General features: G+C 68.5%; 22 protein-coding genes. 8 read left to right on the top strand and 14 right to left on the bottom strand.

All coding sequences use genetic code 11. The features are described from left to right. Positions 1-133: 133 nt before the first annotated feature. The 5 genes from rpmB to EV643_RS06940 form a co-directional block, all read right to left on the bottom strand. Positions 134-355 carry a 50S ribosomal protein L28 gene (gene rpmB / locus EV643_RS06960; RefSeq protein WP_133799121.1) on the bottom strand — a complete coding sequence of 74 codons (222 nt, stop codon included), beginning with the start codon at positions 353-355 and terminating at the stop codon, positions 134-136. 109 nt (positions 356-464) lie between these two features. Then, positions 465-2,447: an aldo/keto reductase gene (locus EV643_RS06955; protein WP_133799120.1), complete on the bottom strand. Its 1,983-nt coding sequence runs from the start codon at positions 2,445-2,447 to the stop codon at positions 465-467. Positions 2,448-2,480: 33 nt separating this feature from the next. Beyond that, a complete protein-coding gene (locus tag EV643_RS06950) occupies positions 2,481-3,308 on the bottom strand; it encodes a carbohydrate ABC transporter permease (RefSeq protein ID WP_133799119.1) in 828 nt (275 codons plus the stop codon). After that, positions 3,298-4,299, bottom strand: a complete 1,002-nt coding sequence (locus tag EV643_RS06945) for a carbohydrate ABC transporter permease (protein ID WP_133799118.1) — start codon at positions 4,297-4,299, stop codon at positions 3,298-3,300. The genes EV643_RS06950 and EV643_RS06945 overlap by 11 nt, the downstream gene beginning before the upstream one ends. Before the next feature lies 1 nt (position 4,300). After that, positions 4,301-5,587, bottom strand: a complete 1,287-nt coding sequence (locus EV643_RS06940; protein WP_133799117.1) for an ABC transporter substrate-binding protein — start codon at positions 5,585-5,587, stop codon at positions 4,301-4,303. A 271-nt stretch (positions 5,588-5,858) separates the two neighbouring features. On the opposite strand from EV643_RS06940, the gene EV643_RS06935 reads away from it, so the two are divergent. Further along, positions 5,859-6,476: an HAD family hydrolase gene (locus EV643_RS06935; protein WP_133799116.1), complete on the top strand. Its 618-nt coding sequence runs from the start codon at positions 5,859-5,861 to the stop codon at positions 6,474-6,476. A gap of 118 nt (positions 6,477-6,594) precedes the next feature. Then, positions 6,595-8,316: a GxGYxYP domain-containing protein gene (locus EV643_RS06930; protein ID WP_133799115.1), complete on the top strand. Its 1,722-nt coding sequence runs from the start codon at positions 6,595-6,597 to the stop codon at positions 8,314-8,316. Between the two features lie 134 nt (positions 8,317-8,450). Here the strand turns inward: EV643_RS06930 and pdxR are convergent, their stop codons facing one another. Next, the gene (gene pdxR / locus EV643_RS06925) at positions 8,451-9,872 is read right to left on the bottom strand and encodes a MocR-like pyridoxine biosynthesis transcription factor PdxR (RefSeq protein WP_133799114.1); all 1,422 of its coding nucleotides are present in this window, start codon (positions 9,870-9,872) and stop codon (positions 8,451-8,453) included. Positions 9,873-9,940: 68 nt separating this feature from the next. On the opposite strand from pdxR, the gene EV643_RS06920 reads away from it, so the two are divergent. Next, positions 9,941-10,501 carry a cysteine dioxygenase family protein gene (locus EV643_RS06920; protein WP_133799113.1) on the top strand — a complete coding sequence of 187 codons (561 nt, stop codon included), beginning with the start codon at positions 9,941-9,943 and terminating at the stop codon, positions 10,499-10,501. A gap of 31 nt (positions 10,502-10,532) precedes the next feature. Here the strand turns inward: EV643_RS06920 and EV643_RS06915 are convergent, their stop codons facing one another. Next, entirely contained in the window at positions 10,533-11,297 is a 765-nt protein-coding gene (locus EV643_RS06915) for an SDR family oxidoreductase (RefSeq protein WP_133799112.1), read from the bottom strand. A gap of 122 nt (positions 11,298-11,419) precedes the next feature. On the opposite strand from EV643_RS06915, the gene EV643_RS06910 reads away from it, so the two are divergent. After that, entirely contained in the window at positions 11,420-12,001 is a 582-nt protein-coding gene (locus EV643_RS06910; RefSeq protein WP_133799111.1) for a TetR/AcrR family transcriptional regulator, read from the top strand. Between the two features lie 137 nt (positions 12,002-12,138). Here EV643_RS06910 and EV643_RS06905 read toward each other — a convergent pair whose 3' ends face one another. The 3 genes from EV643_RS06905 to EV643_RS06895 form a co-directional block, all read right to left on the bottom strand. Further along, positions 12,139-14,037, bottom strand: a complete 1,899-nt coding sequence (locus tag EV643_RS06905; protein ID WP_133799110.1) for an HNH endonuclease signature motif containing protein — start codon at positions 14,035-14,037, stop codon at positions 12,139-12,141. Between the two features lie 383 nt (positions 14,038-14,420). After that, on the bottom strand, positions 14,421-15,761 hold the full coding sequence (locus tag EV643_RS06900; RefSeq protein WP_133799109.1) for an MFS transporter: 1,341 nt from the start codon (positions 15,759-15,761) through the stop codon (positions 14,421-14,423). Positions 15,762-15,783: 22 nt separating this feature from the next. Continuing rightward, positions 15,784-16,404 carry an HAD-IA family hydrolase gene (locus tag EV643_RS06895; protein WP_133799108.1) on the bottom strand — a complete coding sequence of 207 codons (621 nt, stop codon included), beginning with the start codon at positions 16,402-16,404 and terminating at the stop codon, positions 15,784-15,786. Positions 16,405-16,452: 48 nt separating this feature from the next. Between EV643_RS06895 and EV643_RS06890 the strand changes: the two genes are divergently transcribed. Next, a complete protein-coding gene (locus EV643_RS06890) occupies positions 16,453-17,640 on the top strand; it encodes an ROK family transcriptional regulator (RefSeq protein ID WP_133799107.1) in 1,188 nt (395 codons plus the stop codon). Positions 17,641-17,672: 32 nt separating this feature from the next. Here the strand turns inward: EV643_RS06890 and EV643_RS06885 are convergent, their stop codons facing one another. From EV643_RS06885 to EV643_RS06875, 3 genes are read right to left on the bottom strand one after another with little or no spacing between them, the layout of a single operon-like run. Beyond that, complete coding sequence (locus EV643_RS06885; protein ID WP_133799106.1) at positions 17,673-18,296, bottom strand: DinB family protein; 624 nt, start codon at positions 18,294-18,296, stop codon at positions 17,673-17,675. Next, positions 18,293-19,105, bottom strand: a complete 813-nt coding sequence (thiD, locus tag EV643_RS06880) for a bifunctional hydroxymethylpyrimidine kinase/phosphomethylpyrimidine kinase (protein ID WP_133799105.1) — start codon at positions 19,103-19,105, stop codon at positions 18,293-18,295. The genes EV643_RS06885 and thiD overlap by 4 nt, the downstream gene beginning before the upstream one ends. A gap of 4 nt (positions 19,106-19,109) precedes the next feature. Beyond that, a complete protein-coding gene (locus tag EV643_RS06875; RefSeq protein WP_133799104.1) occupies positions 19,110-20,072 on the bottom strand; it encodes a thiamine-phosphate kinase in 963 nt (320 codons plus the stop codon). Between the two features lie 127 nt (positions 20,073-20,199). On the opposite strand from EV643_RS06875, the gene EV643_RS06870 reads away from it, so the two are divergent. Both EV643_RS06870 and EV643_RS06865 read left to right on the top strand, forming a co-directional pair. Then, positions 20,200-20,436: an Lrp/AsnC family transcriptional regulator gene (locus EV643_RS06870; RefSeq protein WP_026163142.1), complete on the top strand. Its 237-nt coding sequence runs from the start codon at positions 20,200-20,202 to the stop codon at positions 20,434-20,436. 12 nt (positions 20,437-20,448) lie between these two features. Further along, positions 20,449-20,898 carry a DUF3515 domain-containing protein gene (locus tag EV643_RS06865; protein ID WP_238165404.1) on the top strand — a complete coding sequence of 150 codons (450 nt, stop codon included), beginning with the start codon at positions 20,449-20,451 and terminating at the stop codon, positions 20,896-20,898. A 26-nt stretch (positions 20,899-20,924) separates the two neighbouring features. On the opposite strand, the gene EV643_RS06860 is transcribed toward EV643_RS06865, so the two are convergent. Next, positions 20,925-22,058 (bottom strand): D-alanine--D-alanine ligase family protein, encoded by a 1,134-nt coding sequence (locus EV643_RS06860; protein ID WP_133799101.1) that lies wholly within the window; start codon positions 22,056-22,058, stop codon positions 20,925-20,927. A gap of 148 nt (positions 22,059-22,206) precedes the next feature. Between EV643_RS06860 and EV643_RS06855 the strand changes: the two genes are divergently transcribed. Continuing rightward, positions 22,207-23,313 (top strand): trans-sulfuration enzyme family protein, encoded by a 1,107-nt coding sequence (locus EV643_RS06855; RefSeq protein ID WP_133799100.1) that lies wholly within the window; start codon positions 22,207-22,209, stop codon positions 23,311-23,313. Positions 23,314-23,366 lie beyond the last annotated feature (53 nt).

The following is a 23,366-nucleotide window of genomic DNA, read 5'->3' as shown; positions in this document are numbered from 1 at the left end:
CCGGGGCGGGGTGGCGGGGCAGGGTGCCGGGGCAGTGGAGCTGTGGGTATACGCGACCAGGCGCCCGGGAGGTTCCCGGGCGCCTGGTCGAAGCCCTGTACGGAGGTCCGGCCGGGGTGGCCGGCCGGAAGTACTAGCCGACGACTCGCTGGACCTTGCCTGCCTTGATGCAGGAGGTGCAGACCTTCAGCTTGGTCGGCGTGCCCTTGATGATGGCGCGGACCGGCTGGATGTTCGGGTTGAACCGGCGCGCGGTACGAGCCTTGACCCGACGGATCATCGCGCCCTTACCGAGTCGCGCAACGCTGTTGCCGAACTGCGGCTGCTTGCCGCAAACTTCGCACTTCTTAGACATGATTCTCCGTGTTCAGGGTCGTGACACCGACAGACCATGTTACACAGGGCTCCGACCCCCGACCAATTCGGCCTCACCCGCACAAGGTGAGGCCGAACCGGTCCAAAGATCACAGCGTGAGCCAGGCCACTTCCTCGTCGGTCAGCTGCACCGAAAGCCCCGGCAGCGAGGTCCGCGTCTCGCTGATGTGCCGCGGCCCGATCAGCGGGAACACCGGGTAGGACTGGTGCAGCAGCCAGGCCAGGGCGATCGCGGTCGGCTCGACGCCCTTCGCGGCCGCCAGCTCCCGGGCACGCCGGAGCCGCTCGAAGTTCTCGTCGGAGTAGAAGCAGCGGACCAGTTCCTCGTCGGACCGATCCTCCGGCTTCGCCCGACCGGTGAAGAACCCGCGCGCCTGGCTCGACCACGGGAACAGCGCGACCTGCCGATCCCGCAACCACGCCTGCGACTCGTCATCGCTGACGTGCCGGCAGCCCTTCCACGGTACGTCGTACGCGCGGGCGAGGCTGAGGTGGTTGCTGAGCAACGTGAACGGCTGCTTCCCATTGGCCTCGGCGTACGCGTTCGCCTCGTCGAACCGTGAAGTCGACCAGTTCGACCCGCCGTACGCCTTGATCCGGCCGGCCCGGAACTGCTCATCCAGTACGTCGACGAACTCGCCGACGCCGATCTCCTCGTTGTCCCGGTGCATCAGGTAGAGGTCGACGTGGTCGGTCTGCAGCCGATCGAGGCTCTCCTCGAGTTGCCAGGCGATCGACTCGGGGTCGCAGTACGGCGTGTGCGCACCCTTGCCGATGACAACGACCTCGTCGCGGTTGCCGCGGGACTTGATCCACTGGCCGAGCAGCTTCTCGCCGCGTCCGCCGCCGTAGATGTACGCCGTGTCGAAGGTGGTGCCGCCACGCTCGACGAAATCGTCGAACATGGTCGCGGCGTGGGTCAGGGTCTCCTGGTTGTCCACGCCCATGACCAGCCGGGACACCTGCTTGTCCAGGCCGGCCACCTTGCCGTACGTCATCGGGGCGTCGTCGCGCCTGGTCAGCGGGCGCCCGGTCGCGGTCGGGACGGCCACGTCGTCGCGCTCGCTCGCGTACTGCTGCCCGATCGCCTTCCGCCACGCGTCCTGGACTGTCAGGTTGCCGAGGGTGTCGGCCCACGACATCTCCGGCGCCTGCCGCTGCTCGATCGCGGCCGCGACGGCGTCCGCCTCAGCTGCGTAGATGAAGGCCGGCTCCGCGGAGATGTCCCGCGGCTCCTCCCCCACCTTGTGCACGGTGACGTGGGTCGGTTTGCCGTCGCCGCCGAACCACGGGTCCTCGACGACCAGGTACCCCTTCGAGCCGAGCACCCGGACCCGGTTCTCGTCGCCGAGCCGGACCCCGGTGCTGACCTGCGCGGTCATCCCGGCGTCGAAGAAGAGGGTCGCCACGGTCCATTCGTCGACCCCGGTCTCGCCGACCTGACCGACCGCGGTCACCGCCGCCGGATCGGCGTACGGCGCTCCGGCGGCCGCGCCGGCGATCATCCGCGCCATCGAGACCGGGTAGCCGCCGACGTCGAGGATGCCGCCGCCGGCCAGTTCGTCGGCGAAGATCCGGCTCTCGGCGCGGAACGCCGCCTGGAACCCGAACGACGCCTGGATCTGGTGCACAGTGCCGATCTCGCCGTCGCGGATCAGCTGGGCGATCAGCTTGGTCTGCGGCAGGCAGCGGTACATGTACGCCTCCATCAGGAAGACGTCGTTGCGTACCGCGGCCTCGATCATCGCCTCGGCCCAGGACCGGTTGATCGCGAGCGGCTTCTCGCAGAGCACGTGTTTGCCGGCTTCGGCCGTCTTGATCGCCCACTCCACGTGGGACGGATGCGGGGTGGCGATGTAGACGGCGTCCACGGTGTCGTCGGCAAGCAGTTCGCCGTACGACGCGTGCCGGTGCGGGATGGCGAAACGGTCACCGAACTCGTCGGCCGAGGCGCTGCTGCGGCTGCCGACCGCGGCGAGCTGTCCGGTCGTCGAGGACGGGAGCTGACTGGCGAACCGGGCGGCGATGTTGCCGGTGCCCAGGATTCCCCAGCGGAGCTTTTCGATTGGCACAGAGGGTCCCCTCGTCGGGTGGTGCGATCAGGATCAGGACTTCACGGCGCCGGCGGCGATGTCGGCGATGAAGTGCCGGCCGCCGATGATGAAGACACCGATCAAGGGGATCACGCTCATCAGGGCGCCCGCCATCACCATGCTGTAGTCGGTTCCGTACACACCGTTCAGCTGTTGCAGGGCGACCTGGAGTGGAAGCTTGTTCGGGTCGGTCATCACGATCAGCGGCCAGAGGTAGTCGTTCCAGACGTTGATGAAGGTGAAGATGCCGAGGAACGCCAGCCCGGGCCGCAGTACCGGCAGGCCGACGGTCAGGTACTGGCGGAAGAAGCTCGCGCCGTCGACCTTGGCGGCCGCGATCAGCTCGTCGGGGATGGCGCCGCGGGCGTACTGGCGCATCCAGAAGATGCCGAACGCGTTCGCCGCGCCTGGGATGATCAGCGCCTTCAGCGATCCGATCCAGCCGAACTCGGCGAGGGTGACGAACTGCGGCACCAGGGCCAGCTGGGCCGGGATCATGAAGGTTGCCAGCAGCAACCCGAAGAGCCAGTTCCGGCCGGGGAACTCGTACTTCGCGAACGCGAACGCGGCGAGCGAGTCGAAGAACAGCACCAGCACGGTGACGCCGAGTGAGGCGATCACGGTGACCAGCATCGAGCCGAAGAAGTCGATGTTGTCCAGCACCTTGCCCATGTTCTCGAACAGGTGCGAGCCGATCAGCAGTTTCGGCGGGTAGGTGAAGATGTCCGGCGTGGTGTTCGAGGCCATCACCAGCATCCAGTAGAACGGGAAGATCGACAGCGCGACGCCGAACATCAGCACCACGTGGCTGACGAGGTCGCGGATCCGGTCAGTGCGCATCGGTCTGCTCCTTCCGGGTCCGCCGACGGAGCCGGCTGGTCAGTCGTTCGGATTCGTCGCCGCCGATCAGGCGCCAGTTGATGATGGAGAACAGCACGATCAGGATGAACAGCGCCCAGCCGATCGCGGCGCCGTACCCGAACTGGTTCTTCACGAAGGCGTTCTCGTACAGGAACGACACGATCGTCGTACCGGCGCCGCCCGGGCCGCCGGTGTCGCCGAGCAGCACCTGGGACTCGGTGAAGATCTGCAGGCCGCCGATCGTCGAGGTGACCGCGGTGAACAGGATCACCGGGCGCAGCAGCGGTACGGTGACCCGCCAGAACGTCTGCCGCGGCGAGGCGCCGTCGACCTTGGCGGCCTCGTAGACGTCGGACGGGATCGCCTGCAGGCCGGCCAGGAAGATGATCGCGTTGTAGCCGACCCAGCGCCAGGTGACGATGGTGGCGATCGCGATCTTGATCCCCCACGGCTGGCTGAGCCATTCGATCTGGGACAGCCCGATCGACTGCAGGAACGCGTTCAGCAGGCCGAAGTTGTTGCTGAAGATCGAGCCGAACACCATCGTCACCGCGACCACGGAGGTGACATTGGGGATGAAGTAGGCGATCCGGTAGAAGCTGCGGAACCGGGTCGCGTTGTGCAGCGCGTTCGCGATCACCAGGGCCAGTAGCAGCATCGGCACGGTGGACAGCACCCAGATGACCAGGGTGTTGCTGATCGCGGTCCAGAACTTCGGGTCGCCGAGCAGGTAGTTGTACTGCTCCAGCCCAACCCATTTCATCGCGCCGATGCCGTCCCAGGAGTGGAACGACAACCAGATCGAGAAGAAGACCGGGAACGCGCCGAAGATCGCGAACAGGATGAAGAACGGCGAGATCGCGACGTACTGCGGCAGCGCGCTGCGGTACTTGTTCGGCCGCTTGTTGCCGCCGGCATGCTTCGGGGTGCTGACCGCCGGTACGTCGACCTTCTCGGTGGTGACAGCCATCTCAGATCGCCCCCGCCCTGGTGAGTTCGCGCTCGATCTGGGTCTGAGCGTCCTTCCAGGCCTGGTCGGACGACTTGCTGCCGACCTCGACGTTGACCAGTTCGGCCGTGATCGGGGTCTGGATCATCGTGTCGAACGGGCTGAAGTAGGCGCCCGGGTACTTCTTCGCGGACGCGGCGAACACGTCGACGATGCGCTGACCGCCGAAGAACGGGTCCGGGGCGGTCATCCGTTCGTCTGTGTAGCTGGCCGGCGTGGACGGGAAGAGCACCGGGTCGAGGAAGGCCTCGGCCTGGTTCTTGGCCGATTCGAGCCAGGTGATGAACTTGAAGGCGGCCTCGGGATCCTTGCAGTACTTCGTGATCGCGAGGAACGAACCGCCGCGGTTGCCGGCGCCACCGGGAGCCGGGCAGACCCGCCACTTGCCCTTGGTGTCCGGAGCGGCGTTCTTCGGCCCGAGCTGCGCCCACCAGACCGCGGAGTTGTAGGCGACGAGTTTGCCGTTCGTGACCACCGCGTTGACGTCCGTCGTACCGGACTGGGCGTTGGCCGACAGTCCTTCCTTCACGATCCGGACGGCGAGCTCCCAGACTTGGCGGACGTGGTCCTGGTCGCCGATGTACTGGCCCTCTTTGGTCATGTACCGCTTGGTCTGCTGGGCCAGCGCCGACTGGTAGACGCCGGAGATGTTGTCGGTGATCACCGATCCGGGGACGGCCTGCTTGATCTTCTTGCCGAGCTGGATGTAGGTGTCCCAGTCGGGCGCGGCGGCGGCGACGTCGTCCGGTTCGATCTCTACGCCAGCCTTCTGGAAGACGTCGTAGCGGTAGAACAGCGCGGTCGGGCCAGTGTCCATCGGGAACGCGATCATCCGGTTCTCCGGGGTGACGCCGAGCCGCCACTTCCACGGCAGGTAGTCGCCGGCGAGCTGTTCGGCACCGAGGTCGCGCAGGTCGTGGAACTGGTCCGCGTTCGGGAAGTAGGTGGCGACGTCGTCGTTCATCGCGACGATGTCGGGGACCAGCGACTTGCCGGCCAGCGCGGTCAGCAGCTTGGTCTTGTAGCCGGTGCCGATCCGGGTCATCGACAGGCGCATGGTGTCCGCGCCCGGGATCGCCTTCTCGGCCTGACCGATCAGGGTGTCGTTGACCGAGCCGACCCAGGTCCACATGCTGAGCTCGTCCGGACCGCCGAGCGAACTTCGCGACCCACCGCACCCGGTGAGACCCGCGGCGGCCGCGGCCCCGCCGGCCCCGATCGCCAGGAACTTCCGTCTTGTCACAGTCATGTGCCTCACCTGGGTCTTTCTCCGGGGTGTTCGCGGGGTGTTCGCTGTGAGTGTTCGTTTCCGCTAGAAGCTGTCCACAAATGTTGGAGCCAGGCCCAAGGTAAGCGCATACCGACTGAACCGGTCAAGGGTCCGTTGTGTCACTGTGTCCATCGACGCAGGACGGACTGTAGTCATCGTGCGGGATCAAGACTTTTCCTTTGCCGTAAAGAAAGTCCGCGGGTTGAATGTGGCCCGGCGACTGGTTACCGGCGCCTGATTGGATGGGGGCATGACCATCGAGGCCGTGCTCTTCGACGCCGACGGCGTGATCCAGCGTCCGACCGTGGACTGGCGAACCACTTTGGAGTCTTTCGTCCGCCCTGATCAGTCGGCCGAGGAGTTCGTGCTCGATCTGATGGAGTCGGAGGTGCCGGGGCTTTCCGGCAAGGGCGACTTCCGCGTCGCCGTGGCCGATGTGCTGGCTCGCTGGGAGTCGACCGCTCCGATGGAGACGGTGCTGGACCTGTGGCACCGGTTCGAGGCCGAGCCGGCGGTCGTCGCGATCATCGCCGAACTCCGCGCCGCCGGTATCGGTTGCCATCTCGCGACCAACCAGCACGCGTACCGGCGAGCGATCATGCAGGACGAGCGAGGCTACCGCGACTGGTTCGACCAGACGTTCTACTCATGCGATCTGGGCGTGGCGAAGCCGGACACGGCGTACTTCAAGTCGATCCTGACCGCGCTCGACAAACCCGCGTCGTCGGTGCTCTTCATCGACGACAAGGCCGCCAACATCGAAGGCGCCCGCGCCGTCGGCCTTCAGGCCGCGCAGTACGACCTGGACGAAGGCATCCCCGCCCTCCGCACCCTCCTAGCCACCCACGGCCTCCCCCCGACTCCCTGACAGCAATCGTGCGGTCTTCTTCGGACTGAGGTCTTGTCCGCTGTGCGCGGCTGTGGCATCGTCACGGCCGGTTGACAACGTAGGACAGCTCACCCCCCGCCGCCCTGGGAGGCACTACATGTCCGATCGACACCCCCACCGCCCCCGCCGCCTCGCCCTGACCCGCCGCCGCGCTCTAGGCCTCGGCTTCACCGCCGGTCTCGGCGCGAGCCTCGGCGCCCTCGGCCCCAACGCCCTCAGCTCCAACGCCTTCGCAGCCGGCCCCTCGACCGCTGCCGGCGGCTCACCCGGTACGACGCCGGCCCCCACCGCCTACCCCAAGGGTGTCCGGCCGCGGATCCTCAACGTCTTCGACGAGAACTCGCTCTCCCCCGCGGAGCGCACCCTCGCGACCACCTTGCAAGGCCTCCTCGCCCGCCGCAGCAGCGAAGGCATCTACCTCGATATCCCCTCCCTCGGGTACCACATCTGGCTCGACGACCTGATCAAGCGGTACGGCGTCCGCACCCAACCCGGCGACCTGTGGAAAACCGTCTGGCGAGCACAGGTGGACGGATATCTTCTCTTTCGACAGGGCACTCCATCGGTCAACGTCGCAACCACTCTCTCCGGCCTGACTGGTGCGGTGGCGATCGAGGAGTCCCTGGAAGCGACCGCGATCCGGCGCGGCCTGCGCAAGGTCCTGGACGTCCGGGACAAGGACGACCGCTGGGTCCGGGACAACTACTGGTCCCGGCTCCGGCACGACGTGGCGATCGAGCAGAGAGGAGATTGGCCCGAACGGCTTCGCGACTACGCGGCGATGGCAGGCGCGTTCACGTTCTTCGACGGCAACTCGAAGTTCCGCGCGGACGTGGTCGGCGCCCTGGACGACGACGCGACCGTGATCGGCTGGGGCGACGCGTCCGACGGCGAGGATGCCTTCATCGGCACGAACTCGACCGCCGGCGTCAAGGCGATCCCCGCCGACCACGCCCGCAACCTGTCCGTGCTGTCCGGCGTAAGCGAAGACCGGCTGACCCAACGCGGTCGGCTCTACGACCCTGCCCACGGGCCGAGAGCCGCCGGCACGGTCACAAACGGTGGAGGGGGTGGGGGTGGGGCCCCAGAAGCAGCGCCGAAGCCCGATCCGGATGCGCATTATGTGACCTTCCTGATCACCGACGGGGACAACATCCAGTGGATGCTCGGCGACTTCGTGACTGATCGCCGGTGGTTCGGGAGCCCGTTGCGGGGACAGGTCGATCTCGGGTGGGGGATCTCGCCGTCGCTGATCGATCTCGCGCCGTCGGTGATGCGTTGGTACTACGACCAGTCAGTGAAGGACAGGTGGGTCGTCGGCCCATCAGGTGGTGGGTACATGTACCCGAGCCGCTATCCGGCGAGCGCCCTGGAGAAGCACACTTCATCCCTGGCCCAGGCGATGGAGCGATCCGACCTCTCGGTTGTGCAGATCATCGACTTCGATTCGTTCCCGAACACGCGCCTGTGGTCGTCGTACTTGAAGCGCCCGCAGATCGACGGGCTGATCTATCTCGAGTACTCCCGCTACGACACGCACAAGGGCCAAGTGGTCTGGTTCGAAGGCAAGCCGGTGATCTCCGCGCGCACGATGCTCTGGGACGGACTGCCCGGCGCCGACGAGACCAGCGTCATCGCCGAACTCAACAGCGCCACCCGCAACCCGTCCTCCACCGCCGGCTACTCGGTCGTCCTCTGGCACGCCTGGAGCAAGTCCGTCGACAGCGTGATGACCGTGGTCAACGGCCTCGCCCCACACGTCAAGATCGTCCCACCCGACACCTTGGTCAGAATGGTTGCCACCAACGCCCGCCCATAAGCAGTACCGGCCCGCCCGATGGCGGGTTGTTGGACCACAATCGGCCCGTTGCACCGATAGCCCGCGACAACCCGCCGTCGGTCTAACAACCTGCCAGCCACACAGCCCCGCACCGGCTCAGGCTGACGTCGGCACTAGGCATCGCCGACGTCGACGGCTGGTTGCAGGAGGTTTGCGATGCGGGCGATGCCGGACCGGATGGCGTGCTCGTTGAGGTCACCGAAGCCGAAGACGATGGCTGGGCGGTCGTCCGCACCAAGCACCCGGTACCGCTGCATCCCGTGCAGGTGGACCGACCGCCGAGCCGCGGCTCTGATGATCGCGGCCTCGTCCGTCCCCGGAGGCAGCTCTGCTACGGCGTGGAAGCCGGCGTCGAGTCCGGTCAACCGTAGATGCGGAGCATGCTGCTGCAGCGCTTCGGTGAGCGCGACCCGTTTGGCGGCGTACGCCCTGCGCATCCGGCGCAGGTGAGCGTCGTACCGGCCGGATTCGAGGAGTCGGGCGAGTGCGAGCTGGTCGAGACTGGGTGACCCCAGGTCGCTGTGGTGCTTCTCCTCGGCGATCGCCGCGGCGAGACGCGACGGCGCGAGGATCCAGGCCAACCGCAGACCGGGTCCGAGGGATTTGCTGACCGAGCCGATCATCACCACGCGGTCGGGCGCCAGCCCCTGGAGGGCACCGACCGGTTGGCGGTCGTAGCGGAACTCCGAGTCGTAGTCGTCCTCGATCATGATGCCGTCACGTTCGTCGGCCCATCGCAGCAACTCTTGGCGACGTCCGGGACCGAGTACGACGCCCGTGGGTGTCTGGTGTGCCGGGGTGAGGATGACGGCCGTGGCTGATGTACTGCGCAGTTCGTCGACGATCAAACCATCGGCGTCGACGGGCACGGGTACTGCCTGAAGACCGGCGCGGCGAACGTGCATGGTCAGCTCGCCGTGGCCCGGGTCTTCGACGGCCACGGTTTCGGCGCCCTGTTCCCGCAGCACTCGCAGCGTGAGCGCGACGCCCTGGGTGAAACCACTGCAGACGATCACGTCACGGGAACCGATCGACGCGGCCCGGACCCGCTGGGCGTAGGCGGCGAGCACCTCCCGCAGACGTGACGAACCGGCTGCCTCGCCGTACCCGATGTCCCTTCGCGACGCGATCCGGGCGGCTTCACCACAGGCCCACAGCCAGTCACGCATAGGGAAGCTGTTCAAGTCCGGCCGTCCCGGGGTGAAGGCGATGCCCACGTCGACCGGCAAACCGACCGCGGTCCTCTCGATCGCCGACTGCCGTACGGCCGGCGCGACCCGCGTTGTGCCACCGGCCGTCGCCGTTAGGTACCCCTCGGCCGCCAGTTGTTCGTACGTGCTCTGGACCAGTCCGCGGGAGACCCCGAGGTCCGACGCGAGCTTCCGCGACGACGGCAGCCGCTCGTCGGCTCGCAGCCGTCCAGACCGGATCGCCGTACGCAGCGCCCCCTGGAGCTGCGCGCCGAGCGTGCCGCGGGAACCGCGATCCAGCTGCAGCATGATCTCCGGCGTCAAACCGGACCATTCAACTGCCATACAACCGGACCTTAACGGCATGCCAGTCATCGCCGTACGTTCAAGTCATCTAGTCACTAGGAGACATGATGACGAAAGTATCGAGCGCACTGGACGAGCTGTGTCAGGCAGTACGCGTCGCGACCCGTACGCCGGCGGACTGGGACCTCACGGTCGACACCGTCGCCGCCAAGGTCCGGCCGTGTCTGCCGCAGGCGCAGGACGTACTGCGCGCCATCCCGGAGAGCGCCCGGCGCGGCCACGATCGCAGCCAGACCTTGCACGTCGAGCCGGACGGGACCTTCTCCATCGTCGCCCTCGTCACCCGTCCCGGACAGGCGACCAGCATCCACGACCACACCACCTGGTGCGTGGTCGCCCTGATCGACGGCATCGAGCGCGAGGAACGATTCCGGCTCGACCCGGCCGGCGCACACCTCAACCCGATCGGCGAACGTCTCGACCGCCCCGGTTCCGTATCCGGTTTCGCTCCCCCCGGAGACATCCATCGCGTCACCAACGCCGGTACGACGGTCGGCATCTCCCTGCACATCTACGGCACCGACCTCCGCCGTACCGGCAGCAGCGTCCGCCGCACCTACGACCTCCCCATCACCGACCGGAGCGACATCACCCCCGCACTTCCATGAACCGCGACGTCATGAGCCGGGCAACCTGCGATCAGACGCGTGGACCGAGAAACAGCCCACCACTCGCGTCGATGACCTGACCGGTGATCCAGCGCGCAGCGTCGGAGGCGAGGAACACGATCACGTCGGCCACATCGGAGGGCTCGCCCAGTCGATCGAGAGCCGTCAAACCAGTGATGAGTTCGGTCACGCCCGGCGCTTCGAGGACCGCTTCGTTGGTCGCCGTCCGGGTGCCGCCGGGAGCGACCGCGTTCACCGTGATTCCCCGGACCCCGAGTTCGTTGGCCAAGGTCATGCTCATCGTCTCGACCGCACCCTTCGTCATAGCGAAGGACGTCTGCGTGTTGTTGGCCATCCGGGTCGCCACGGACGAGATCGTGATGATGCGGCCACCGTCGCGGAGTAGTGGCAATGCTCGCTGGATGATGAAGTACGGTGCTCGCACGTTCACCGCGAAGAGGTGATCGAACTCCGTTCGCGTCGTGACTCCGATCGGGCCGGCGGGTAAAGCCGCCGCGTTGTTGACCAGGATGTCGAGTGGCCGTCCAGCCAGGCCGGTCTCTATTCCCGCGAAGAGCGTCTCGACGTCGTCATCCACGCCCAGCTCTGCCCGGACGGCGAACGCGGTTCCACCGGCACGTTCGATCTCGTCGACCGTCGCCGTCGCACCGTCCTTGTCCGTGCCGAAGTGCACGATGACCGCTGCCCCGTTGGCCGCCAGCCGAGTCGCGATCGCCTGCCCGATGCCACGCGATGCGCCGGTCACGAGAGCCGTCTTGCCGGTCAGATCACTCATATCAACCACCTCGTGATGTTAGTTACTACCAAACTGTTAGTGACTACCACTGCGGTAGTGTCTATCACGTGCCAGACCAACACTCAACCTTGCGAGCGCGACGGCGATCCGACACGCAGCGCATGATTCAGACGCACGCGGTACGGCTGTTCACCGAGCGCGGCTACGACGCAACGACCGTGGCCGACGTCGCCGAAGCGGCGGGCGTCTCCCCCATGACCGTGTACCGGCACTTCCCAACGAAGGAGGACCTCGTACTCGTCGACCAGCGCGTCCAGCTCGTCGCCGAGCAGATCACCGCGACGTCCGCCTTACAGCCCCTGGTACGCCGAATCGGCAGCGCGCTCGTCGACTCGGCCAAGGCGCTGACCGGTGGCGGCAGCGGAAACGACCTGACGGCGAACGAGCAGTTCCTGCTGGCGCGCCTCCGGCTGATGATCTCGACGCCGGCGTTGCGGGCCAAGCACCTGGACAACAATTACGCGCTGCAGCAGGCCATCGTCGACGCGCTCGGGGACGATGGCACCGATCCCGACACCGCGTTCCACGCCCACGCGGCCGCCAGCGCCTGCCTGGCCGCCATGCATACGGCATTGGTGCGCTGGGCCGAGGACGACGGACGGACCGAGCTACCCGACCTGATCGCGAAGGCGCTCGCAGCCGCATTCGGCGACGGCATCGCCGATACCGACCCGGACAAGTGAGCGCGGTTCCCGGCCTGGGGTGAATCTGGGCCTGGGGTCTATCTGGGCCTGGGGTTGGACCTTCCAAGCACTCGTCTGAACCGACCGACACCCGCCGGCGGCGCGGTGGGTGTGGTGCGGTTCTCGGGGCGGTGTCGTCATCGGCCGGGTGTGGTGGTTGGTCGGGGGTTGGTGCCAGGCGCGTGCGGCTGCCAATCTGCTGGTGGTGGCGCCGGTGGGTCGGCCCAGGGATCCGGGGAGTCGGCGAACTCGCGGCGCAACTGTTCGTAGATCGGGAGCGGGCGGGCGGTACCGCCGAGTGGGTGGGGGCTGTCGCCGAGCGGATCCGCGGATCGGCCGGGCGGGCGCGCGATGACGTGATCTGTCCCGCCGGCGGTGGCTGGCGCGGTGGAATCGTTGTCCGGCCAGGGGTCTGGGCTGGTCGGACCGGTGCCAGGCGGGCGTGGCCGGGTGGTGTGGGTGTCCGGCTGTGTGGTTGGTGTGGTTTGCTCGTCGGCCCAGGGTGTGGTTGGCCTGGGCTCGAGTGTGGTTGGCCTGGGCTCGGGTGTGGTTGGCCCGGCACCTGGTGGAGTTTCTGGTGCAGGCTCGGGTGAGCCACCGCGTCGCCTCGGGGCGGGTGGCGCGTCGGGTGGGCTGGCGGTCCAGGGATCCGGCGGCGGTGCGGGAGTCCGGGTTGGGCTGGGGCTGCGGGTAGGTGTGGGGGTGTGGGTTGGTGTGGGGGTGGCCCAGCCGGGTCGGGACAGTTGGGGCTGGCCGTTGTGCATGGTGATGGTCCAGTGGCCGTGGTGGACGTCGATGTGGTGGCGCTTGCAGAGCAGGACCAGGTTTTCGACCGTGGTCGGGCCGCCGTTGGCCCAATGCACAATGTGGTGGGCCTCGCACATGGCGGGTGGGGCGCCGCAGACGATGCAGCCCTTGTCCCGGGCGTTCAACGCACGCCGCATCGCGCGGTTGACGAACCGTTCTTCGGTGCCGACATCCAGGGGCTCGGAGTTCGCGCCGAGGACCAGCGGGATGATGCCGGCATCACATGCGAGCCGGCGGATCGCGGCCGCCGACAGGGTGCCGCCGTGGGCCAGGTCACCGGTCCCGGTGGCGGCGAGCAGGTCGGCCAGCGAGATGGTGACGGTGATGTGGGGTTTGATGCCGCCGTGGGCCGGGGCGGCACCGGTGGCGGCGGCGGTGTGCAGGATGTCGGTGAGGCCGTCGGCCTGGAGTTTCCCGCGGCTGCGCGGGTCGCGCTGCCCGTCGGGGGTCTTGTGGGGCTTGGAGTTGGCGAACACCATCGTCTGCAGCAACTCGGCGTTGTCACCGGCCAGGAACCCGCCGAACTTGATGCCGTCGTCGGTCCGCTTCAGCCACAGCCGTTCGTTCGCGGCGGCGCGTTTCTCGGCCGGTTCGGGGCCGTCGGTGTCGAGCCGGTTGCGGACCTCCCGGCCGAGTTTGCGCAGCTCGCCGGGCGGCAACACCTGGGCGGCTTTGACCATCTGTTCCTCGGCGAACCGGAGGCTCTCGGCCGAGACCCGCGCCGAGGACGGGATCTTGTCCAGCGCATCGACGATCACGGCCGCCTGCCCCAGATGCAGCACCAGCGGCTCGGCCGCCGGCTCCCCATCGTGCTCCTGGTCCCCGTCCGGTTCGGCGCCGTCCGTGTCGGTCGGGTTGTCGGTGTCGGCTGCCGGCTGGGTCGCGGGTGGGGGTTCCGCGGCCGTGTCCGGCGCTGGGTGGTCATCGTCGTCGTCCGTGGTGGTGGGGTCGGCGTGGAGGGCGGCGTTGACAGCGCTGTACTTGGGGAGGTTATGGGCGAGCTTGAGGTCTCGGCGTACCTCCGTCGGGTCGAGGCGGTGGCGGATGGCGATCAGGTCGACGGTGTCGCGGGCGCCGAGCTCGGTGGCGTAGCCGTCGGTGTCCAACGCGGCGAGGAGTTCGAGGCGGCGGGTGGACAGGCGGGTGAGGTCGGCCTGCAATGTGTCGAGGGCCAACAGCTTTTCGCTGCCGGTCATCGACCATGCGGGCCGTTCGTACCACCTGTCCATACCGAGAGCCTAGATGGCGCCGCCGACAGTTTCTGGGCTCAGAAGACCTTATTTACAAGGGATCTCGGGATTGGCAAGTTCCTGCCACTATCCACAGATATCCGCAGGGCAGCTAGCCGTCGGGAGGATGGTGCTGCGCCAAAGGAGGTGAGGGTTGGCAATCTCCTGCCACTATCCACAGGAGGCCGCGGGGGCAGTTGACCGAGGAGCTGGCGTTGGTGGTCATCAGGGTGGAGAGGAAAGGCGCTGAGGAGAACGGTGCTGAGGGCAACGGTGTGGGATGAGCGGCGGTGGAGGGCGTCGGCGGCGGTGGAGGGCGTCGGCGGCGGTGGAGGGCGTCGGCGGCGGTGGAGGGCGTCGGCGGCGGTGGGGCGTGAGCGTGGTCAGGATGCTTGTTTGTAGTGCTCGTTCGTGAGCTTGTCCGGGCCTTGGTTGTCCTGGTCGGGAAGGGCCGGATCAGGCCGTCGGACCCGGACCGTCAGCAGGATCGCCAGCAACGGCAAGGTGATCAGGAAGGCGGTTCGGAGGTCGACCACGTTGGCCAGTGCGGCGAGGACGGCGGGGGCGACCAGGATCGCGATGCCGGAGGCGAAGGCGCTGAGGGATGCGAGATGGGCGGGGCGGGCGCCCGGCGTACCGATCAGGTCGGCGACCGTGATCGGGTAGAGGGTCGCGACACCCAGGCCGGCAAGGGCGAGGCCGATCGTGACAAGCCCTGGTGAGTTGGCCGAACAGACCAGTACTGCGCCCGCCGCGGCCACCACGGAACCAGGCAACAACGCAGACGTCCGGCCAAGTCGCACCGGACCGATCATTCGCCCGATCGCCATACCGAGCGGGAACACGCTGCCCAGCAACGCGGCCGTTGCCGCTGGCAACCCGGTCGCGACCAGTCGGGCCACCGCCCAGATGACGAAGCAGAACTCCACCCCGACCGCCAGCACCACCCGTACCCACCGCGCGGCAACAGTCCCCCACATTCCCTGCGCCGCCCCGAGTACAACGAGGCCCGGGCTGGTGAAGTCGGGTGTGCCGGCCCCGACCCCATCCGCCCGCGGTACGGCGGTATTGGGCACACCGGCCGCGGCGCCAGTGGTCCCGAACCCTTCAGCGCGCGGCGCGATGGCGGGCTCGAGGGTGTTGGCTTGGGGGACGTCGGTGCGACGTGAGGATCTGGCGCTGAGGGCGCGGGAGGGGGTCGGGCGGGCTAGGGCTACCAGGACCACGAGCGGCGGGATCGCGAGCAAGATGGCCAGGCGGCCGGTGGGGCCTTGCGTGTCCAGGGCGCCGATGAGGAGCGGGGCCAGGATGCTGAGGCCGCTGGAGATGGCGTTGGCTCGGGCGATACGAACCGCTGCGTCGGGACCGTTCAACATGAGAGGGACGACCAGCAGCATCAGCGCGCCACCCAGACCGACCAGCAGGCCGCCGAGGAGGGCGACGATCAGGCCTTGGGCAACCGCCAGCAGGACGGCACCCGTTGCACAGACCAGGGCGCCGGCCCGTAGTACCGGCATTCTGGCGTCGGTGCGGAGAACCAGCGGACCAACCGCGGCAATGACCAGCAGGCCGACCGCGAACGTGGACGACAGCCAGGCAAGGTCGCCTGCAGGCTCCTCCAGGTCACGCGCAAGCAGGGCTACGCACGGGCCGAGGCTGGCGATCGCGAAGCCGAGTCCCGCCAGCGACAGGCTGGCCAACAGGTCGCCTTGGCGCCGGCTCATCACAAGTCCGCCGTGCACGGCGTCAGCGACTAGCCGGGAGGAGGTCCGCCAGCTGCTGCAGGTCGGTCAGCGACAGGTCGCCGACGAGACCCTTGAGGGCAGCGGTGTACGCGCCCGCGGCGCGGCCTGCCTTCAGCCCGACCTCCGCGTCCTCAACGACCAGACAGTGAGCAGCCGGTACGTCGAGGAGCGCGGCGGCGCGAAGGTAGCCCTCGGGGTGAGGCTTGCCGTGGCTGATGTCCTCGAACGTGACCAGCACCGGCGGCTCGATGCCCGCCGCGGAGAGCCGCGCCTTCGCGAGCCGCTGGTCCGCGCTGGTGACGACGGCCCACGGCAACCCGAGCCGCTCGAGTACGCCGATCACCTCGGCCGCTCCACGAGTCGCGGCAACGTCCGACAGGTCGTCGTACTGGAGTTCCAATTGCCGGGCCGCCGCGGTCACTTGGGCCGATGGGTCAAGGGCGGGCAGGATGCGGGCCACGGTGGAATCGGCCGGAGCGCCGTGGGCGATGGCGAGCACCGCGGCCGGGTCGGCGTCGTACTCCCGCGCCCACGCGGTCCACGCCCGCTCGACCGCCGCGTCCGACGAGACGAGAGTGCCGTCCATGTCGAACAAGACCGCGCGGATCTCCCGCAGTTCCATCGTCCCCTCCATTAAACTCGTCCTACGAGGATAACCGAGGAGGTCCCCGTGACTGCAAGCGCTAATACAGCATCCGGTACGGCGCGACGGGGGCGCTGGCAGACGGCTGCCGAGGTGCTCGGCCTCCTCGGGCGGCACCCGGGCATCACCCGGGCCGCGGTCGCCCGCGAGCTTCATCTGAGCACCAGTACGGCGACCGAGGTGACCGCACGTCTCCGAGAACTCGAACTCATCACCGAGGCACCCGCACCTAGTCATGGACGCGGGCGGCCGACCACACTCCTCCAGGCGCACCCGCGCGGTCCCGTAGTACTGGCGCTCGACCTACGGCAAGGTGGCTGGCGCAGCGCGGTGGTGGGCCTCGACGGCTCGCTGGACGCCATGCAGTCCAAGCGACACCGCAGCAGGCGACCGGAGTCCGTACTGTCGACCCTCCGCGAGGCAGTGCTCACCACCCAGCACCAGTACGCCGACCGCCTGCTCGCTGTGGCTCTCGCAATCGCTGGAACTGTCCGCGACAACCACCTCATGCAGGCGTCGACCCTCAACTGGCGCGACGTGGACCTGAACACGCCCACGGCCGACACGGGGGTACCCCTGCTTGTGGGGAACGACGCGACGCTCAGCGGTGTGGCGGAAGCTCGTACTGGTGCGGCGGCCGGGGCCGGTACGGCACTGCATCTCATCGTCGAGGTGGGCATCGGCGGGACGCTCATCCAGGACGGGATCCCGGCCAGCGGTGCGACGGGCGCCGGCGGTGAGTACGGGCATATGCCGTTTGGCGATCGCAGGCTGGTGTGTCCCTGCGGGGCGCACGGTTGCTGGGATCTCGAGACCGATGGGCGCGCGCTGGCCCGGCACCTGCGCGAACCCGAACCGGATGACCCGTACGGCTATGCGATCAGCGTACTCAGCCGGGCGGCGGGCAAGACGACCGCGAAGGCGATTGCCAAGGTCACCACCGCGCTCGCTGCCGGGATCGCTGGTCTTGTCAACGCGCATGATCCAGAGGTCGTCACGCTCGGCGGCTTGGCGATCCCGCTTCGGGCCGCGGCTCCTGAGGCGTTCGAGGAGGCTTACGCCGATGGGTTGATGGCGTTCCACCGCGACGCGCCGCCGCCGGTGCTCGACTCGGCGCACCAGGACGACGGAGCCCTCCGCGGCGCGGCCGCCCTCGGCCTCGACCACCTCACCACCGAACCAGCCCTCGCCGCCTGGTCCGAAATCCACGCCTGACCCAACAGTTGCCTGAAGCAACTCGTGCAGGGCTACGACAGAGGCGCCGAGGCGGTGTCGGCATCCTCAGCGGCGGGCTCTGAGGGCTTGGGGGCGGGGATTATCGGGGGTTCTACTTTGGCGAGGATGGTGAGGATGTCTTGGCGGTGGTGCTGGATTTCGTGGGCCGTGTGCCGGATGATCCAGCCCAGCGTGCGGGGTGCCCGGACCGGGTAGTTGTACAGCCCGAGCCGCCCCAGCTGCGGCGGTGTCAGCACTCGCGCCGCCGCCCCGAACTCGCGCGCGAACCGGGTCAGCGCCGCCGCCACCTCGATCGGGTTCTGGTCCTCGTACTTGGCCTCCTTCACCCGCCCTGTCCGGTCCATCGGCGCGTACACCGGCCGCTCCTCCGCGAGGCACTGCGCGATCCGCAACCGCTGCACCTCCAGTACGTCGCGCACGTGGCAGGCGTACTCGATCGCGGACCAGACCTCGGGCTCCGGCCGCAACCGCACCACATCCGGATCCGGCCCGGCCGCCGCCTTCGTCAACGCCATCGCGCACTCGGCACCCTGCCGGATCAACAACGTGACCGTGCCCTGCAACTCACCCGTGTCGTAGTTGAACCCGCACTCCTCGCAGAGCCCGTCCACCGGCGGCTGCTGCTTCTTCGTCAACTCGCACTCCCTCGGAAACGCCACGCATGATCGACCGGCCCGATCCCACCACCCAGCGCGAACCCGGCCGCCACCGCCCCACTGATGTACTCCTTGGCAGCCCCGACCGCCCCCGGTACGTCGTACCCACGGGCCAGGTACGACGCGATCGCACTCGCCAGCGTGCACCCGGTCCCATGGGTGTGCCGGTTGTCCGCCCGAGGCGCGCTGTACTCCGTCCGCACCCCAGGCCCATGCAGTACGTCGACCGACACGGGGCCAGCGTCGTGCCCACCCTTCACCAAGACCCATCGAGCACCGGCATCCAGCAACGTCTTCGCAGCGAGTTCGCGATCCTCCGGAGTGCGCAACTCAATCCCAGCAACCGGACCGAGCTCGGTGAGATTCGGCGTGAGCACAGTCGCCAACGGCACGATCTCCGCACGCACAGCGGCCATCGCGTCTTCGGCCAGCAAAGCGTCCCCATGCTTCGACACCGACACCGGATCAACCACAACCGGTACGCCGGCCGGCAACGTCCGCAGCAGCGACGCGACCAACCGAACCATCGGCGCGGACGCGAGCATCCCCGTCTTCACCGCATCGACGCCGATGTCGTCCACCACACTGCGGAACTGCGCCTCCACCTGCTCCGGCGGCAACTCCCACGCACCCTGTACGCCGATGCTGTTCTGCGCCGTGATCGCGGTGAGCACACTCATCCCGTGCACACCATTGGCCAGCATGGACTTGAGATCGGCCTGGATCCCGGCTCCCCCGCCGGAGTCGGATCCGGCGATGGTGAGGACGCGAGGCGGCGCGGTGGTCATCTGATCAACTCCTGAAATGCGCGTGGCCGCTGACCGCCGTGTACGCGGCACCATCGACCGTGACCGTCCCGGCCGGCACGTTCTCGTTGCCCTCGGCAACCGCGCCGATCACGGTCCAGCCGTCCGGGACGTCGGCAGGCTCGAACGTGCCGACCAGGGCATGATCCTCGCCGCCGGTGAGCACGAATCCCAGCGCATCCGCACCGGTGGCCGCCGCGACCGCCTGCAGCGGCTCCGCCACGGTCAACGCGCGCGATCGGACGTCGATCACCACCTGGCTGGCCTCGGCGATGTGACCGAGATCGGAGAGCAGGCCGTCGCTCACGTCGCACATCGACGACGCACCCGCGATCGCGGCGCGCGGCCCCTCGGCGTACGGGGGTTGCGGGCGGCGGTGGGCCTCCACGACCGAACGCGGTGAACGGAATCCACGCTGCAGTACGGCGTACCCGGCTTCGGCCCAGCCCAGCCGGCCGACCACGGCCACCTCGTCGCCCGGGCGCGCACCGGAGCGCAGTACCGGAGCTCTGCCGTCGAGTGAACCGAAGGCGGTCACCGAGACGACGATCTTGTCGGACTGGACCGTGTCGCCGCCGATGATGCTCACCTCGAGCAGCTCGGCCTCGTCGACCAGCCCCTGGTTCAGCTCCAGCGCCCAAGCGGTCGGCAGGTCCGCGGGCGCACCGAATCCGACCACCATCGAGGTCGGCCGGGCGCCCATCGCGACGATGTCGGACAGGTTCTGCGCGGCTGCCTTGCGGCCCACGTCGTACGCCGAGGACCAGTCCTGGCGGAAGTGCCGGCCCTCCACCAGCAGGTCGGTCGTGATCACCAGCCGGCCGTCCGGCACCGCCACCACGGCAGCGTCGTCGCCCGGCCCGACCAGGACGTCCTCACCTCTGGCGAGTCCCCGGGTGACGGCCGCGATCAGGCCGAACTCCCCTGTACTCCCCAACGTCTCTGTCACGTCAGCCAGCCTCCCATATACCCACGTGGAGTCTAGGCGGTACGGTGACCAGGCAACGACGAGTACGCACGGCCGCTTGGCAGTACTGTGGCCGGAGCCAGCTGAGGACGACTGAGTGGAGAACGCCGTGGTGGTCCAGGCCTACATCCTGATCCAGACCGAGGTCGGCAAGGCGGCCGACGTGGCAGCGCAGATCGCCGAGGTGCAGGGCGTCACGCTGGCCGAGGACGTCACCGGCCCGTACGACGTGATCGTGCGCGCCGAGGCCCGCAACGTCGACGAACTCGGCAAACTGGTGGTGGCCAAGGTGCAGAACGTGCCCGGGATCACCCGCACGCTGACCTGCCCCGTCGTCCACATCTGACCCATCAACCGGTTGTTCGCGGCCGCCGCCGCGGTTCTGCTGCTCGCCGCCGGTTGCGGGTCCGGCCCTGTGCCGGTCGCCGTACCGTCGCCCGCGCCCGAAGTGGCCGAGGCCTGCGCGTCCCTGGTGAAGGCGCTGCCGGCCAAGGTCCTGGACGCCGAGCGCCGCGATACCGAACCGGCCAGCCCGCTCACCACGGCGTACGGGGATCCGCCGATCGAGGTCACCTGCGGCGTGGCCCCGCCGGCCGGGATGGCGCAGGCACAGTCGCAGTGTTTCGAGGTGAACGGCGTCGGCTGGTTCGCGCAGGAGGTGACCAACGGCGTCATCTTCACCACCATCGGCCGCAAGCTCTACCTCGAGCTCGCGGTCCCGTCGGAGTACCGCCCCGAGGCCAACGCCCTCACCGACGTGTCGGACGCCGTCAAACAGCACAACACCCTGATCACTCCGTGCACCTGAGGCCTCAGCGGCGGCCCCCGGCAGAGTCAGCGCAGGCCGGTTGGGCGGGTCAGCGCCAGGGTCAGCAGACGGTCGACGAGGGCCGGGTAGTCGACGCCGCTGGCCGCCCACAGCCGGGGGAACATGCTGGTCGGGGTGAACCCGGGCATCGTGTTGATCTCGTTGATGACGACCCGGCCGTCGGACTCCAGGAAGAAGTCGACCCGCGCCAGCCCCTCGCCCTCGATCGCGTCGAACGCGGTCAGCGCCTTGGCCCGGATCTCGGCCACGATCTCCTCGGGCAGGTCGGCCGGCACCGCGAGCTGGGTGTACTCCTCACCCTCGGGCAGGTACTTGGTCTCGAAGTCGTAGAAGTCGTGCCCACCACCGGAGACGCTGATCTCGCCGCAGACGCTGACCTCGGCCGGCCCGTTGTCCAGGCCGCCCAGGACACCGACCTCGATCTCGCGCGGGTCGTTCGCCGACGCCTCGACGATCACCTTCGGGTCGTGCGCCCGCGCCTCGGCGACCGCGTCGTCCAGCTCGGCCAGGTTGTTCACCTTGCTGATCCCCAGGCTGGACCCGCCGCGGGCCGGCTTCACGAACACCGGGTAGCCGATCTGGTCGACCGCCTCCCGGCAGGCCTGCGGGTCGCGGGACCAGTCCCGGTCCCGGATCACGACGTACGGCGTGACCTCCAGGCCGGCGGCGGCAAACACGACCTTCATGTAGTGCTTGTCCATCCCGACCGCGCTGGACAGGACGCCGGACCCGACGTACCGGATGTCCGACATCTCGAGCAGTCCCTGCAGCGTGCCGTCCTCACCCCACGGCCCGTGCAGCAGCGGGAAGACCACGTCCACCTCTCCGAGCGTGCTGGGCACCTGGTCGGGTTCGGTGACGACCAGCTCGCGATCCGCGCCGAACAGCACCGGCAGCGCGGTCACGTCGACCTCGGGGAGCTTGCCGTCGGTGATCGACAGCCGCTCCGGGTCACCGCTCTCCAGCACCCAGTGCCCGCCGGTGGTGATGCCGACCGGCACGACCTCGTACTTGTCCCGGTCGATCGCCTGCAGCACGTTGGCCGCGGTCACGCAGGAGATGGCGTGCTCGCTCGACCGGCCGCCGAAAACCACGGCGACGCGGGGCTTGCCTTTTTCTTCCCTCGAGTATTCACTCACCGGCTCGACGATAGCGGCACCGGCGTCAAGACTTGACCGGGGTTTGGTAAAGATCCCTTCAGATTGCTGTCAGTAACCCCGCGCTCGTACTAGGCGCCGACGGCGCCCCACTACCCCCTGGCGACCGCAGACCCGGCAGAATCCGGGTATGACGCCTGAGCTGGATCCCTCGACGGTCGTGGTGCACGCGGGTCGGCCGGAGCGGGTGCCGAACGCGCCGCTCGGCGGGTCGCCGGTGTTCAGCTCGACCTACATCGCCGGCGGGGATCGCGGCTACGGCCGGTTCGGCAACGACTCCTGGGTTGCGCTCGAGGAGACCCTCGGCGCACTCGAACGCGGCCGCGGGCTGACGTTCGCGTCGGGCATGGCGGCTGCCGCGGCGGTTTGCGATCTGGTCCCGGTCGGCGGTCGTGTGGTCGCACCACAGCACGCATACAGCGGCGTACTGGCTCTGCTCGATCAGCAGGCGGCGGCCGGCCGGTTGTCAGTCGAGCGGGTGGACATCGCGGACACCGACGCCGTTGTGGCAGCTGTCGCGGGAGCGGACCTCGTGTGGATCGAGTCGCCGACCAACCCGGCGATGGAGGTCGCGGAGATCGCCCCGATCGCCGCCGCGGGCCGGGCCGCCGGGGCGACCGTCGTCGTCGACAACACCTTCGCGACGCCCCTGCTGCAGCAGCCGTTGAGCCTGGGCGCGGATCTCGTGATGCACTCGGCAACGAAATTCATCGCCGGTCACTCGGACGTGCTGCTCGGGGCGATCGTCACCACGAACGACGATCTCTGGACCGCGCTGGAGCTCAGGCGCCGGAATCTCGGCGCGATCCCAGGACCGATGGAGGCTTGGCTCGCGCTTCGCGGCCTGCGCACACTCGCGTTGCGACTCGACCGCGCACAGGAGACCGCCGGGTTCCTGGCCGCTCGGCTGGTGGAGCATCCGCGCGTTAGCCGAGTTCGGTACCCCGGTCTACCGGACGACCCCGGGCATGCGCGGGCCGCGGTACAGATGTCCGGGTTCGGCGCGATCCTCGCGATCGAGCTCGGTGGAGATGCGGAGGCGGCCCAGCGCGTGTGTGAGAGCACGCGGCTCTGGGTGCACGCGACGAGCCTGGGCGGGGTCGAGTCGATGCTCGAACGCCGTCGGCGCTGGGCGGGTGAGGCACCGACGATCCCCGCGGACCTGATCCGCCTGTCGGTAGGCATCGAGCACCGCGACGACCTCTGGACCGACCTCGCTCAAGCACTCAAGCTCTGAATGTCAGCCGGCCGCCTGGACCTCAGCCGGGCCCGGGTTCAGCCGGGCCCGGA

This window comes from Kribbella caucasensis, from assembly GCF_004361855.1.
In the GTDB taxonomy this organism is placed as follows: Bacteria; Actinomycetota; Actinomycetes; order Propionibacteriales; family Kribbellaceae; genus Kribbella; species Kribbella caucasensis.
This window is presented reverse-complemented; position numbering and strand designations above follow the sequence as displayed.

Bases quoted from the DNA above. Each gene is read 5' to 3' on its own strand.
- EV643_RS06895 (WP_133799108.1), bottom strand. From the start codon at position 16,404: ATGGAACTGCGGGAGATCCGCGCGGTCTTGTTCGACATGGACGGCACT.
- EV643_RS06915 (WP_133799112.1), bottom strand. From the start codon at position 11,297: ATGAGTGATCTGACCGGCAAGACGGCTCTCGTGACCGGCGCATCGCGT.
- EV643_RS06855 (WP_133799100.1), top strand. From the start codon at position 22,207: ATGACGCCTGAGCTGGATCCCTCGACGGTCGTGGTGCACGCGGGTCGG.
- EV643_RS06900 (WP_133799109.1), bottom strand. From the start codon at position 15,761: ATGAGCCGGCGCCAAGGCGACCTGTTGGCCAGCCTGTCGCTGGCGGGA.
- EV643_RS06935 (WP_133799116.1), top strand. From the start codon at position 5,859: ATGACCATCGAGGCCGTGCTCTTCGACGCCGACGGCGTGATCCAGCGT.
- EV643_RS06945 (WP_133799118.1), bottom strand. From the start codon at position 4,299: ATGGCTGTCACCACCGAGAAGGTCGACGTACCGGCGGTCAGCACCCCG.
- rpmB (WP_133799121.1), bottom strand. From the start codon at position 355: ATGTCTAAGAAGTGCGAAGTTTGCGGCAAGCAGCCGCAGTTCGGCAAC.
- EV643_RS06930 (WP_133799115.1), top strand. From the start codon at position 6,595: ATGTCCGATCGACACCCCCACCGCCCCCGCCGCCTCGCCCTGACCCGC.
- thiD (WP_133799105.1), bottom strand. From the start codon at position 19,105: ATGACCACCGCGCCGCCTCGCGTCCTCACCATCGCCGGATCCGACTCC.
- EV643_RS06950 (WP_133799119.1), bottom strand. From the start codon at position 3,308: ATGCGCACTGACCGGATCCGCGACCTCGTCAGCCACGTGGTGCTGATG.
- EV643_RS06905 (WP_133799110.1), bottom strand. From the start codon at position 14,037: ATGGACAGGTGGTACGAACGGCCCGCATGGTCGATGACCGGCAGCGAA.
- pdxR (WP_133799114.1), bottom strand. From the start codon at position 9,872: ATGGCAGTTGAATGGTCCGGTTTGACGCCGGAGATCATGCTGCAGCTG.
- EV643_RS06920 (WP_133799113.1), top strand. From the start codon at position 9,941: ATGACGAAAGTATCGAGCGCACTGGACGAGCTGTGTCAGGCAGTACGC.
- EV643_RS06910 (WP_133799111.1), top strand. From the start codon at position 11,420: ATGATTCAGACGCACGCGGTACGGCTGTTCACCGAGCGCGGCTACGAC.
- EV643_RS06940 (WP_133799117.1), bottom strand. From the start codon at position 5,587: ATGACTGTGACAAGACGGAAGTTCCTGGCGATCGGGGCCGGCGGGGCC.